At 65.9% G+C, this 13,662-nt stretch carries 11 protein-coding genes; 3 read left to right on the top strand and 8 right to left on the bottom strand.

All coding sequences use genetic code 11. The features are described 5' to 3' along the window. Positions 1-2: 2 nt before the first annotated feature. From ACVWWW_RS08340 to ACVWWW_RS08330, 3 genes are read right to left on the bottom strand one after another with little or no spacing between them, the layout of a single operon-like run. On the bottom strand, positions 3-1,097 hold the full coding sequence (locus tag ACVWWW_RS08340) for a class III poly(R)-hydroxyalkanoic acid synthase subunit PhaC (RefSeq protein WP_051235116.1): 1,095 nt from the start codon (positions 1,095-1,097) through the stop codon (positions 3-5). Further along, the gene (locus ACVWWW_RS08335) at positions 1,097-2,023 is read right to left on the bottom strand and encodes a poly(R)-hydroxyalkanoic acid synthase subunit PhaE (RefSeq protein ID WP_051235113.1); all 927 of its coding nucleotides are present in this window, start codon (positions 2,021-2,023) and stop codon (positions 1,097-1,099) included. Before ACVWWW_RS08335 ends, ACVWWW_RS08340 begins: the two co-directional genes overlap by 1 nt. Positions 2,024-2,073: 50 nt before the next feature. After that, positions 2,074-2,688 (bottom strand): CDP-alcohol phosphatidyltransferase family protein, encoded by a 615-nt coding sequence (locus ACVWWW_RS08330; RefSeq protein ID WP_027083000.1) that lies wholly within the window; start codon positions 2,686-2,688, stop codon positions 2,074-2,076. A 182-nt stretch (positions 2,689-2,870) separates the two neighbouring features. Between ACVWWW_RS08330 and ACVWWW_RS08325 the strand changes: the two genes are divergently transcribed. The 3 genes from ACVWWW_RS08325 to ACVWWW_RS08315 are packed head-to-tail and all read left to right on the top strand — an operon-like array spanning position 2,871 to position 6,137. Further along, the gene (locus tag ACVWWW_RS08325) at positions 2,871-4,664 is read left to right on the top strand and encodes a DUF1800 domain-containing protein (protein ID WP_051235111.1); all 1,794 of its coding nucleotides are present in this window, start codon (positions 2,871-2,873) and stop codon (positions 4,662-4,664) included. Between the two features lie 10 nt (positions 4,665-4,674). Beyond that, positions 4,675-5,298 (top strand): DUF1501 domain-containing protein, encoded by a 624-nt coding sequence (locus tag ACVWWW_RS08320; protein WP_456998671.1) that lies wholly within the window; start codon positions 4,675-4,677, stop codon positions 5,296-5,298. Beyond that, complete coding sequence (locus ACVWWW_RS08315) at positions 5,295-6,137, top strand: DUF1501 domain-containing protein (protein WP_456998670.1); 843 nt, start codon at positions 5,295-5,297, stop codon at positions 6,135-6,137. Before ACVWWW_RS08320 ends, ACVWWW_RS08315 begins: the two co-directional genes overlap by 4 nt. An 898-nt stretch (positions 6,138-7,035) precedes the next feature. Here ACVWWW_RS08315 and pnp read toward each other — a convergent pair. The 5 genes from pnp to infB form a co-directional block, all read right to left on the bottom strand. Next, positions 7,036-9,144, bottom strand: coding sequence for a polyribonucleotide nucleotidyltransferase (gene pnp, locus ACVWWW_RS08310; RefSeq protein ID WP_027082998.1), 2,109 nt, complete (start codon positions 9,142-9,144; stop codon positions 7,036-7,038). A 114-nt stretch (positions 9,145-9,258) separates the two neighbouring features. Beyond that, the gene (gene rpsO, locus ACVWWW_RS08305; protein ID WP_027082997.1) at positions 9,259-9,519 is read right to left on the bottom strand and encodes a 30S ribosomal protein S15; all 261 of its coding nucleotides are present in this window, start codon (positions 9,517-9,519) and stop codon (positions 9,259-9,261) included. Positions 9,520-9,681: 162 nt separating this feature from the next. After that, the gene (gene truB, locus ACVWWW_RS08300) at positions 9,682-10,665 is read right to left on the bottom strand and encodes a tRNA pseudouridine(55) synthase TruB (protein ID WP_027082996.1); all 984 of its coding nucleotides are present in this window, start codon (positions 10,663-10,665) and stop codon (positions 9,682-9,684) included. A gap of 9 nt (positions 10,666-10,674) precedes the next feature. Continuing rightward, positions 10,675-11,070 (bottom strand): 30S ribosome-binding factor RbfA, encoded by a 396-nt coding sequence (rbfA, locus tag ACVWWW_RS08295; RefSeq protein ID WP_027082995.1) that lies wholly within the window; start codon positions 11,068-11,070, stop codon positions 10,675-10,677. Between the two features lie 3 nt (positions 11,071-11,073). Next, positions 11,074-13,662: a translation initiation factor IF-2 gene (infB, locus tag ACVWWW_RS08290; RefSeq protein ID WP_027082994.1), complete on the bottom strand. Its 2,589-nt coding sequence runs from the start codon at positions 13,660-13,662 to the stop codon at positions 11,074-11,076.

Here is a 13,662-nt window from a genome sequence, read left to right as displayed (position 1 = left end):
GGTCAGCGGGCGCCCTTCGATCGCTGCGACAACCAGTCGTGGATGCCCTGCGGAATGTCGCGTTGCGCGCGTCCCGACACGTAGATGCCGATGTGGCCGCCACGGAACGAGAGCTCGCTGTAGTCCTTGGTGCCGACGAGGCCGCGCAACGGCTTCGACGCTGACGGCGGCACAAGATGATCCTGCTCGGCGTAGATGTTGAACACCGGCATGTCGATCGCCTTCAGGTCGACGGTTCGATCACCGACGCGCACCGTGCCCTTGACCAGGCCGTTCTCCTGGTAGAACTGCTTCATGAACTCGCGGAACGCTTCGCCGATGAGGTCCGGCGAATCGAAGATCCACGTTTCCATGCGCAGGAAATCCTCGACCGCGCGCTTGTCCTCGAGGATGTCGACCAGCCCGACGTACTTCTGCACGAGCAGCCGATACGGCTTGAGCGTGAGGTAGCACCAGTTCATGACATCCGCCGGCACGTTGCCCAGCGTGTCGACCATCAGGTCGATGTCGAGCGAACGCGCCCAGCCGGCGAGCATGTTGTCGTCGGTGTGGAAGTCGACCGGCGTCACCATCGTGACGAGGTTGCGCACCTTGCTTGGATTCAGCGCGGCGTAGCACAGCGAGAACGCGCCGCCTTGGCAGATGCCGAGCAGGTTGATCGCATCGACGCCATGCGCGCGGCGCAGGTAATCCACCGCACCGCCGAGGTAGCGTTGGATGTAATCCTCGATCGTCTGGTAACGATCCGAACGGTCCGGATAGCCCCAGTCGATGATGTAGACGTCCTGCCCGCGCTCGAGCAGGCCGCGCACGATCGATTTGTCGCTCTGCAGGTCGACCATGTACGGGCGGTTGACCAGCGCGTAGGCGATCAGCAGCGGCACGGTTTCGGTCGGTGTCACGCCGTCGCGGCGGAAGCGGTAGACCGCGACCTTGCCGTCGCGCCAGACCTCTTCGCGTTCGCTTGCGCCGATGTCGACGGGATCGAGCGTCGCAAGCGTTTCCATGCCCTTGCGCAGGCGCGCCTGCGTCTGCAGCGCTTCACGCGCGAGCGCGTCGAGGCCGATGTTCATCGGCGATCCGAACGGGTTGTCCATCAGCGTTTACCGGTCTTGCGGGGCGCGGCCTTGGCGGCGCGGGGCTTGGCGGGTTCGGGCTCCGCTGCGGTGCGTGTATCGGGTGCCGGTTGCGACATCGCTTCGACCGTTTCGCGAAGACGGCGAAGCTCGCGCTCGAGTTGCGCGACCTTGCGATGCGCGGCGTCGACTTCCGAACGGCCGGGAATGCCCCACTGCGCGCAGGCCAGTTCGACTTCCTGCTGCATCGCCGCGCGAACGCGCATTTGTGCGTTGATGTATTCGCCGAACGCGGCCTTGAAGCGGTCGCTCAGCGCGATGTCCGCATACGCGTCTTCCGCGGCATCGATCCAGAGATCGAACAGCGCACGTGCGGATTCGACCGGCTTGCCGTCGGTACCGCGCTTGGCGAGCAGCGATTCGAAACGCGAGAACGCGTCCTGCCCGGCTTCGGCGACGATCGCGTTGAACGCGCGCGACGCCTGCTGGAAATCGGCGGTCGCCTTGCCGAACGCCTGCATGCGTTCTTGCGACTCGCGTGTAAAGCCGAACGCCGGCATCTCGAACGGTCCGCGCGTTGCGCCCGGCGCGCCGCCGAAGAAGGCCGCCGGCATGAATGCGCTGGCGAAACCGGACTGCGCGAACGGGTTGTCGCCCAGCATCGAACGCCAGGCGCGCGCGATGTCCGCCGCCTGCGCTTCGCCGCTGCTGCCGAACTGCGCGGCGAGCTGCTGCATCTGCGTCATCCACTGGCTCGCGAGCGCGGTCGGATCGAAGCCTGGCGCCGGTTGCGGCGCGGCAGGCTTCCACCATGCGAACGGATCGGGCGCAGGCGCGGCGGGCTGCGGGCTCATGGCCGAAAGCCATTGACGCCCGAGACGCTCGAACGTGGCGGGATCGAACGCGGGAAATCCGAAGCCGGCGGCTCCGAACGGGGATGTCGACATGGTGTTCTCCGATCGAGCGTCGATGATAACGAACGCGTCGTACGGCCCGGTTACGGTTTCGGGATATGCACGGTCTTGCTGATCATCAGCGAGCCGGACAGCGCGAACATCAGCACCAGCGGGTGCAGCTGCCACGGCCCGAGCTGCACGACGCCGCCCCATGTGCTCGACCCGAGCGCGCCGCGCATCGCAGCGATCGCCAGCACGATGACGAGCACCAGGCTGGTCGGGATCGGCGTGCCTTCGAAGTACTTCACCTTGTCGCCGCCGCCCGAGAGCTGCTCTGCGGTGACGTTGTAGCGCGCGAGGCGGCTCACGCCGCAGCAGACGAAGTAGCTGAGCACGATCCAGTCCCACCCGCCCTGCAGGCCGCAGGCGTAGGCCAGCGCTGCAGGTGCGACGCCGAACGAGATCACGTCGGCGAGCGAGTCGAGTTCGCGCCCGAGCGTCGATGCCGACTGACGCCAGCGCGCGACGCGCCCATCGAGCGCATCGAACACGAACGCGAGCGGGATGAGCGCCATGCCGAACAGCAGGTCGCGCACCACGCCGTCCTGCAGGAAACGCATGGCCGCGAAGACCGCGCCCGAGCCGCAGAACGCGTTGCCGAGGGTGAACCAGTCCGCGAGCTGGAAGTCGCGGATCATCGAGAAGTGGCGTTTCATCGGGGCATCCGGCGGTTTCGTGGCAGCGTGCCAAACCGAGTGTGACGCACGCAACACTGCTGCTTCACATTTCCAACCGGCGGTCGCCAAATTTTTGACACGTAGCCGTGACGGCGCACCCGGTTCGGCAAGCTGTTGATTTCTATAGTGCTTCCTGCTGGAGGGGGATCCAGGGGAAGGATATGAAGCGTTCGATGTATGCGATGCGGCCGGCCCGCGTCGCCCGCCGTGGTGGGTTCTGGACGGTCACGCGCCGCGCCCCGGCCCCGGTCTACTCCCTGGCCCAGAAGTACGGCGACGGCCTGCGCATCCGCAGCCAGCCCTTCGTGCGCAGCGTTGCGCCCGAGGTGGGCGCCGGTGCTGCACTGCCCGCCGAGGTGCTCACCCTCGCCCGTGCGCCGTTCGCGGTACGCATGCTGCGCAACCTGAGCTTCGGCCCGACCAAGACATCGCTGGCCGAATTCCAGGGCCTCGGCTCGACCGACCCGCAGCGCCTCGCGAACTGGGTCGACTGGCAGCTCGACTACACGTCCATCGACGACAGCGCGGTCGCCGCACGTCTCTCGCGCGGCGGCTACGTCACGCTCGGTAAGTCACTCCCGCAGCTCTGGGCCGACCACGTCGTGCCGAATCCCGCCTGGGAAGTGCGCATGCTGCCGGCGCTTGAAATGCAGCGCGCCGCGTTCGTGCGTGCAACCTATTCGCGACGCCAGTTGTTCGAGATGACCGTCGACTTCTGGCACGACCACTTCAGCGTGTTCGGTTACGACTACTCCGCGGGCCCGGTGTTTCCGCATTTCGATCGCGACGTCATCCGCAAGAACGCGTTCGGCAATTTCCGCACGATGCTCGAGGACGTGGCCAAGAGCCCGTCGATGCTCTACTTCCTCGACAACTACTCAAACACCAAGGCCGGCCAGAACGAGAACTGGGCGCGCGAGCTGATGGAGCTGCACACGCTCGGCAGCGAGAACTACTACGGCTTCCAGGACCCGGCGACGATCCCGCGCGACCCAGCCGATTCGAGCTACCCCGCCGGCTACACCGACATCGACGTCTACGAAGTCGCCGCCGCATTTACCGGTTGGACGCTGCGCGACGGCAATTGGCAGTTCCCGAACGAGAACGACGGCAGCTTCGTCTATCGCGCCGCGTGGCATGACACCAACCCGAAGACCATCCTCGGCAAGCAGCTCGTCCCCGAGCAGCCGGACATGAAGGACGGCCGCGACGTCCTGGATCGCCTCGCCTCGCATCCGGCGGTCGCGCGCCACATCTGCGCGAAGATCATCCGACGCTTCATCAGCGACACGCCGTCGCAGTCGCTGATCTGGAGCGCGGCGCAGGTGTTCCGCGACAACTGGCAGGCGCCGGACCAGCTGACGAGAGTGCTGCGCCACATCCTCAACTCCACCGAGATGTACAACGCGTGGGGCAACAAGACGCGCAAGCCGTTCACCGCGATCGTCGCGGCGATGCGCGCGGGCGGTTCGGATTGGACGCTCGCCACCACCGGCGAACGCAGCGACGAATTCGTCTGGCGCTTCGGCTTCACCGGACACACGCCCTTCGGCTGGCCTGCGCCGAACGGCTATCCCGACATCACCGCGCCGTGGTCGGGCTCGAACAGCTACGGCCAGACATGGCGAATGCTCGACTGGCTCACCGACACCACCGACGGCGGTTTTTCGTTGCTGCCGGTGCTGCAGGAAACGCGTGCGAACGTCGCCGCGGGCTCGTGGACCGCGAACAACCTCGTCGATTACTGGTGTGGCCGCCTGCTCGGCTACACGCCGGATGCGGCGCGTCGCAACGTGCTGACGAAATTCCTCGCGCAGAACGGCGACCCGGCGACGTACGTGATCGCCGATAACGAAGTCTGGTCCGGCAGCGACTTCAAGAAGCACTACAACCAGTCGCGGCTCAAGAGCACGGTGTCGATGATCCTGCTCTCGCCCGAATTCCTGAGCCGCTGAGGGCGACGCCATGCATACGCCACGATTCACACGTCGACAGTTCCTCAAGGGCGTCTGCGCGACCGCCGCAACCGCGGCCGCCGGCCCGCGACTCATGTTCGGCAACGACGCACGCGCGGCGAGCGGCGACGGCGATGTCGTCGTCATGCTGTTCCTGCGCGGCGCGATGGACGGCCTCAACTTCGTCGTGCCGATGGGAAGCAGCGACCGCGCTTATTACGAGACGGTGCGACCGAACCTCAACATCGCCGCGAGCGGCACGTACGGCGCGTTGCCGCTGACGTACAGCGACGGCAGCGCGAGCAGCTTCGGTCTGCATCCCTCGGCGACGGGCCTGCGCGATCTGTGGAATGCGGGTCGTGTCGCCGTCGTGCATGCCGCGGGCTTGATGACGTCGGCATCGCGCAGCCACTTCGATGCGCAGATGGCGATCGAACAGGGCGTCGCACGCGGGCTCAACACCGGCTGGATGGCGCGTGCTATCGCGACACAGCCGAACATCGCCGGCTCGAGCATGGCCGCGCTGGCCTGCATGCCGCGCGAGCCCGTGTCGCTCAACGGCACGACGCGCGCGATCACGATGGACAGCCCGACGGACTTCCAGCTCAACCTCGGCGCGTGGGCGTGGGGATGAAGACGCGCTCGGATTCACCGGCGGGTCTCGTCGGCATGCAGGAAACCCTCAAGCAGTTGTGGGGCGGGCAGACGTCAATCGAATCGAACGGCGCGCTCGCCGAGCAGGCATTGCGCGTGGTCGCGGCACAGCCGTACGGCGCACTGCCGTCGACGTGGCCGAGCACGCAGATCGGCAACGAGCTGTGGACCGTCGCGCAGTCGATCAAGTTCGGCGTCGGCCTGCGCTATGCCGCCGTCGACCTCGGCGGCTGGGACACGCACGACGCGCAGGGCACGGCGGGCTCGGGCTATCACTACTACCAGAACAAGATTGCCGAGCTCTCGCAGGCGTTGTCGGCGTTCCAGGCGGAACTGGAAGCGAACGGCAACGCGCCGCGCGTCACGACGATCGTGATGTCCGAATTCGGTCGACGCATGCGGCAGAACGCCGCCGGCGGCACTGACCATGGCTACGGCAATCCGATGCTCGTGATGGGTGGCCCGGTGAACGGTCGTCGCTTCTACGGCCAGTGGCCGGGGCTTACCGACACCGTGATCGCAGCGGCGAATGGCGACCTTCCGGTCACCACCGACTACCGACGCGTCGTCTCGGAGATCCTGATTCGCCGGATGGGCAACAACAACCTGTCGACGATTTTCCCGGGCTACAGCGGTTACACGCCGCTCGGGATCATGCAGGGTGCCGACATGGCGGCTGCGATGGCGCCGATGATGGCGAGTTCGTCGGTGAGTGCGGTGGATGCGCCGGTGCAGAGCGAGCAGGATGTTGCGATCGAGCAGGGTCTGCGGGCGCGTGGTGGGTCGGTGCGGGATCAAGTGTTGCGGCGGATGTTCTGATTGGCCGGCTGGCGGCGTCGACCGGCGCGCCGTGTGCTTGAAGACCGTCGTTCTAGCTTGCGCTGATGAAAGGCAACGTCGGAAGCGTTTCGTGCGCTGACGCGCCCGAGTCACTTTTCTTTGCCGGTGCAAAGAAAAGGTAACCAAAAGAAAGCACCTTCCCCGATCAGATCTACAGCACGCAGGTTGTAGTTCCACACGATCCGCACACTCGCCATCCTGGCTCGGGTGCGGACGGCGGCCACCCATGTCCGCCGCCCTTCGGGTCCCACGATTTGAGTCGCGACGCGAACTCGCACTTGCGCTCGCTTGCGCGTCGCGCGGGTGGTACTGACCCGTTGCAGCTCGCAGTTGCGTGTTGGCTCCAGTGTTCAGTTGATGCCGCGGATCGAATCGACTTAAAGACAACCGCCGAACGCGTGGCGTCAAGGCCCAAGTACTTTCCGCAACGGATGCGCTTAAGCGCGACGTCGCAATGTCTCGCCGAGGCGCCATTACCCACTGCGGACATCGAGCAACCGAGCTAACGCGTCAGACGCGTGCTTCGCGCTTCCACCTCAAAAGCCGCGCAATCGGTGAAGACCCCGAAGGGGCGGCCGACAGGACGTCGGCCGTTGCCACCCGAGGCAGGATGCCGAGTGTGGCGATCGCGACAATGCCGCCCGCTCGCGAGCTGTAGATCCGTCGGGGAAAAGTGCTTTCTTTTGGTTACTTTTCTTTGCACGAGCAAAGAAAAGTGACTCGGCCGCTTCAGCGGACGAAACGCCTTCCGTCTATGCCCGCGGGCGCGTCAGTCGCACGAACGTTGAGGCCTCGCGAAGTAGAAGGCTAGAAACACGGCCCAAAGAAAAAGCGGGCCGAAGCCCGCCTTCTCCAATTCCAGCAATGACCGCAGCGATTACTCCGCTGCGACGCCCTCGCCTTCCTCGACGGCCTTCATCGACAGGCGGATGCGGCCCTGCTTGTCGACTTCCAGCACCTTGACCTTCACCACGTCGCCTTCCTTGAGCTTGTCGCTGACCTTCTCGACGCGCTCGTTGGAGATCTGCGACACGTGCACCAGCCCGTCCTTGCCCGGCAGGATCGTGACGAACGCACCGAAGTCCATGATCTTCGCGACCTTGCCTTCGTAGATGCGGCCCGGCTCGACGTCCGAGACGATCTGGTCGATGCGCGCCTTCGCGGCCTGCGCGGCGGCGGCGTTGACCGAGGCGATGACGATGGTGCCGTCGTCCTGGATGTCGATCTGCGTACCGGTTTCCTTGGTGATCGACTGGATGGTCGCGCCACCCTTGCCGATGACTTCGCGGATCTTGTCCGGGTGGATCTTCATCGTGAGCAGGCGCGGCGCGTACTCGGACAGCTCGGTGCGCGGCGTGGTCAGCGCGCTCGCCATCTCGCCGAGGATGTGCAGGCGACCCTGCTTGGCCTGGTCGAGCGCGATGCGCATGATCTCTTCGGTGATGCCCTGGATCTTGATGTCCATCTGCAGGGCGGTGATGCCTTCCGACGTACCGGCGACCTTGAAGTCCATGTCGCCGAGGTGATCTTCGTCACCGAGGATGTCGGACAGCACGGCGAAGTCGTTGCCTTCCTTGATCAGGCCCATCGCGATACCCGCGACCGGCGCCTTGATCGGCACGCCCGCGTCCATCAGCGCCAGCGACGAACCGCAGACCGATGCCATCGACGACGAACCGTTCGACTCGGTGATCTCCGACACGACGCGGATGGTGTACGGGAACTCTTCCATCGTCGGCATGACAGCGAGAATGCCGCGCTTGGCAAGACGGCCGTGGCCGATCTCGCGACGCTTCGGGCCCATCATGCGGCCCGTCTCGCCCACCGAGTACGGAGGGAAGTTGTAATGGAACAGGAAGTGTTCCTTGTACTCGCCCGAGACGGCATCGATGATCTGGCCGTCGCGCGCGGTACCGAGCGTTGCGACCACGAGCGCCTGCGTCTCGCCACGCGTGAACAGCGACGAGCCGTGCGTACGCGGCAGCACGCCGACGCGCGAGGTGATCGGGCGAACGGTGGTCAGGTCGCGGCCGTCGATGCGCTTGCGGGTGCGAAGCACCGAGTTGCGCATCGTCTGGTATTCCTGCTCGCCGAATTCCTTCGAGACGTCGGCGGTGTTCCAGCCGTTCGACTCGACGTGCGGCTGTAGCACTTCCATGGCCGCCTTCTTCAGCGTCTGGATCGACGTACGGCGCTCGGCCTTGTTGACGATCTGGTACGCGGCGCTCAGGCGGTCCCCGACGGCGTTACGCAGCGCGTCGATCATGGACTCGTTCTTCGCGGGCGCTTCCCAGTTCCACGACTGCGTGCCTGCTTCGGCGACGAGTTCGTTGATCGCGTTGATCGCGATCTGCGATGCCTGGTGACCGAACATCACGGCGCCGAGCATCACGTCTTCCGACAGCACGTCGGCTTCCGATTCGACCATCAGCACGGCGTCCTTGGTACCGGCGACGACGAGTTCCAGCGCCGATTCCTTCAGCTGCGCGGCGGTCGGGTTCAGCACGTACTGGCCGTCGATGTAGCCGACCTTCGCAGCACCGATCGGGCCCTGGAATGGTGCACCGGTGAGCGCCATGGCGGCGGACGCGCCGAGCAGCGCCGGGATGTCACCGTCGACTTCCGGGTTCATCGAAACCACGGTGGCGATGATCTGGACTTCGTTCTTGAACTCTTCCGGGAAGAGCGGGCGGATCGGACGGTCGATGAGGCGCGAGATCAGCGTCTCCTTCTCCGTCTGGCGGCCTTCGCGCTTGAAGAAGCCGCCCGGAATGCGACCACCGGCGTAGAAACGCTCCTGGTAGTCGACGGTGAGCGGGAAGAAGTCCTGGCCTTCCCGTGCCGTCTTGGCCGCGACGGCCGAAACGAGCACCACGGTGTCGTCCATCTTCACGAGGACCGCGCCGCCCGCCTGACGGGCAATTTCGCCGGTCTCCAGCGTGACCTGGTGGGCGCCGTACTGGAAGGTCTTGGTAATTTTCGCCACGTTGTTATTCCCTTGTATCGCTTTGGTTCGTCCGGAGCCCCTGCCCCGGCCGTACTGCTTTTCGTTACCCAAAAACGAACCGCGGCGCATCACTGCGCCGCGGTCGGTGTTTCTTTAGCGGCGCAGACCGAGCTTCTCGATCAGGGCCTTGTAGCGCTCGTTGTCTTTGCGCTTCAGGTAGTCGAGCAGGCTGCGACGGCGGTTGACCATCTGCAGCAGGCCACGACGGCTGTGGTGATCCTGCTTGTGGATCTTGAAGTGGCCGGTGAGCTGCTCGATGCGCGCGGTGAGCAGAGCGACCTGCACTTCCGGCGAGCCCGTGTCGTTGGTGCCGCGGGCGTGCTCGCCAATAACCTTGGAGGTGTCGATGGACATCAGTTTTCCTTGAGACGCGGGACCCGCAGAGGCAATCGGCGACGAAACTGACGTCGCTGACGCACCGCATGGTCCGCCGGGTGAAATAAAGGGGTGCCCGAAAGGGCGCGCGTATTGTAGCCGCGGGGCTCGACCCCAACAAGGCGAAACATCGATCGACCGCTAAGCGGCGGGCGTCGACGCCCAACTGAAAAGCCGCTGGGGACGCAGGCGGCCGTCGTGGACATTCGCCAAACCGATCACGCGACCGTCGGGCCCGGTGACGACAAGCAAACCGGCGTCGCCATGCGCGGCAGCACTCGATTCCACCGGACTCTGCACGGCTGGCAGTTGTGCGACGGCCGCTTGCGACCAGTCGATGGACTGCCCATACCCGAACCGGCGGGTTTCATCGGCGTCGAGGGCGACCTGCGCGCGATGCGCGACCGCTTCTTCGATCGACATGAGGCAGCCGTCCAGTGCCGCTTCGTCGTCCGCGGCGAGCGACTGCAGCGCCTCGAGCGTCCACATCCGTCGCGTGCGGAATGGATCGACCCAAAGCCGCCGCAGCGCCGTCACGTGCGCGCCGCAGCCGAGCGCTTCGCCCAAGTCGCGCACGAGGCTCCGTACATAGGTGCCCGACCCGCATTCGACCGACAGCGTCAGGTCATCGCCATCGCGGGCGATCAGGCGAAACGAAGCGACATCGACCTCGCGCTCCGGTGCCTCGACGGCCTCGCCGCGCCGCGCGCGCGCATAAAGCGGCTCACCGCCCTGCTTCAGCGCCGAGTAGATCGGCGCGCGCTGGCGGATGCGGCCTTCGAACGACGACATCGCAGATCGGATCGCGTCGTCATCAAGCGACGGAATCGGCCGCTCGCGCAGCACGACGCCGTCTGCATCGTCCGTATCGGTGGTAGCGCCGAGTCGAGCGACCGTCTCGTAGGCCTTGTGCGCGCCGAGCAGTAGGCCCGCGATCTTCGTTGCCTCGCCGAAACAGACCGGCAGCAGCCCGGTCGCCAGCGGATCGAGACTACCGGTATGCCCGGCCTTTTCGGCGCGGAAAAGATGGCGGACGCGCTGCAGCGCCTGGTTCGAGCTCATGCCCGACGGCTTGTCGAGCAGCAGGATGCCGTCCAGACGACGGAATCGCGTCTTGCGACTCACGCGCGTTGCTCAGGCTTCGGGCGTGGACGCAGCGTCGTCGGTACCCGACGTCTCGTCGATGCGCGGATTCGCCTGCAGCAACTGCTCGATGCGCTCGCCGCGGTCGAACGAGGCGTCGTAATGGAAGTGCAGCTCCGGCACGTGCCGCAGTTTCATCGCACGGCCGAGCTCGTAACGGATCTGCTTGCCGGCCTCTTTAAGGCCCTTCAGCGCTTCGTCCGCACGCTCGGGCTGCAGCGCGGTGACGAAGACCTTGGCGTGCGCCATGTCACGGGTGATTTCGACGTCGGAAACGCTGACCGACGGCAGCCCCAGCTCGCGCACGGCCTCGTGCACGAGCGTGCCCAGCTCACGGCGGAGCTGGGCGGAAACGCGGTCGGTTCTATGGAAGCTCTTGGAAGGCATGGATTACAGCGTGCGCTGCACTTCGATGCGCTCGAAGCACTCGATCTTGTCGCCCGGCTTGACGTCGTTGTAGGCCTTGACGCCGATGCCGCACTCGGTGCCGTTACGCACTTCGTCGACGTTCTCCTTGAAGCGGCGCAGCGATTCCAGCTCGCCTTCGAAGATGACCGTTTCCTGCCGAAGCACGCGAATCGGCTTGCCGCGACGGATGACACCTTCGATGACCATGGAACCCGCCACCGCACCGAACTTCGAGGAGCGGAACACGTCGCGAACCTCGGCGGTACCGATGATCTCTTCGCGGATCTCGACGCCGAGCACGCCCGACGCGATCTGCTTCACCTGGTCGATGACGTCGTAGATGATCGAGAAGTAGCGCAGGTCGACGCCCTGGTTCTCGATGACCTTACGTGCCGACGCGTCGGCACGGACGTTGAAGCCGATGACCGTGGCCTTCGACGTCGCCGCCAGCTGCGCATCGGACTCGGTGATGCCACCGACGCCCGAACCGATCACGTTGATGCGGATCTGGTCGTTCGACAGGCCGGTCAGTGCGTCGCGAAGTGCCTGCACGGAGCCCTGCACGTCCGCCTTGACGACGAGGTTGAGGTTGAGCTGGCCGGCGCCCTCGCCCATCTGCGCAAGGATGTCTTCCATGCGGTTGCCCGGCTGCGCGACGAGACGATGCTCGCGACGCTTGGTGTCACGCTGCTGCGCGACGTCCTTGGCGAGGCGCTCGTCGTCGACGACGACCAGATCGTCGCCCGCATCCGGAACGCCCGAGAGACCGAGGACCTGCACCGGAATCGACGGACCCGCCGACTGCACCTGCTGGCCGGTCTCGTCGAACAGCGCACGCACGCGGCCGTACTGCACGCCGCAGACCACGTAGTCGCCCTTCTGCAACTGGCCCGACTGCACCAGCAGCGTGGCGACCGGTCCGCGGCCCTTGTCGAGCGACGATTCGATGACGACACCGGTCGCACGACCGGTCGGAACCGCGCGCAGCTCTAGGACTTCGGCCTGCAGCGAGATCGCATCGAGCAGATCGTCGATGCCCTGCCCGGTCTTCGCGGACAGTTCGACCATCTGCACGTCACCACCGAATTCCTCGGCGACGAGGTCGTAGGCGAGCAGTTCGTTCTTGACGCGGCTCGGGTCGGCGTCCGATTTGTCGATCTTGTTGACGGCGACGACCACCGGCACGCCGGCAGCCTTCGCGTGCTGCACCGCTTCAACGGTCTGCGGCATGACGCCGTCATCGGCAGCGACGACCAGCACCACGATGTCCGTCAGCTTGGCGCCGCGGGCACGCATCGCGGAGAACGCGGCGTGGCCCGGGGTGTCGAGGAAGCTGATGACGCCCTTCGCCGTTTCGACGTGGTACGCACCGATGTGCTGCGTGATGCCGCCGGCTTCGCCCGACGCCACCTTGGTGCGACGGATGTAGTCGAGCAGCGAGGTCTTGCCGTGGTCGACGTGGCCCATGATCGTGACGACGGGCGGACGCGGGGTCTTGTCGCCCTGCACATCCTCGACGTGCGCGATCAGCAGCTCTTCGGCCGAATTTTCGGACGCGCGGACTGCGGTATGGCCCAGTTCCTCGGTCACGAGCACCGCGGTGTCGTGGTCGACGGTCTGGTTGATGGTCGCCATCACGCCCATCTTGAAGAGCGCCTTCACGACGTCACCGCCCTTGAGCGCGAGCTTCTGCGCGAGCTCGGCAACGGTCACCGTGTCGCCGATGGCGACTTCGCGGCGCACCGGTGCGGTCGGGCGCTGGAAGCCCGAACCCGTACGGCTCTGGTCCGGCTGGCGACGCTGCTGGGTCTTCGGCTTGCCACGGGCGGCGCCACGACGGGCGCGCTCGGAGGCGCTGAGGTGCATCTGGCCGGCAAAGCGGCTGGCGCGGTCGTCGTCCTCAACGCCTGCGACCATCGCGTGCGAGCCGCGGGTCTTGTGCTTCGGGTCGTGCGCCGGGGCACGTGCGGGCTCGGCAGCGCGCGGCGCGGGACGGCCGTGCGCATGGCCGGCAGCGGCGGCAGGACGGCGGACTTCCGCTTCGCCCTCGGCGGCAGCGGCGGTTGCGCGCTCGGCTTCGAGGCGCGCGCGGGCGGCCGCTTCGGTTTCCTGACGTGCGCGCTCGATTTCCTCGGCGCGCCGACGGTCGGACTCCGCCAGGCGCTGCTGCTCGTCGAGGTTGCGCTGACGCGACTCCTCGAGCTTGCGCAGGATCTCGGCGCGTTCGTCGGTCGGGCCGCCGCCAGGCGAGTTGGCGTCGCGTACCAGCGTCACCTTCTTGCGGACGACGACGTCGACCGTCTGCTTGGCCTTGCCACCGCCGACAGTGATTTCCTGCTTGCGGCTGCGGTTGAGCGTGATCTTCTTGGGTGCGTCGACCTCGGCGGCCGCCGCATCGCTCTTGCCGTGCGCACGCTTCAGGAAGCCGAGCAGCTTCACCTTCTCCATGCTGGTCACGACCTGATCGGGGCCGCTGAAGCTCATGCCGGCTTCCGCCAGCTGCTCCAACAGCTTCTCGACCGGCGTATTGACCAGTTCGGCGAGCTTGCGAATCGTGGTTTGCTGCGACAT

Source organism: Lysobacter sp. HA18, from assembly GCF_054057595.1.
The sequence above is the reverse complement of the archived record's forward strand: the minus strand, read 5'-3'. Positions and strand labels throughout refer to the sequence as shown.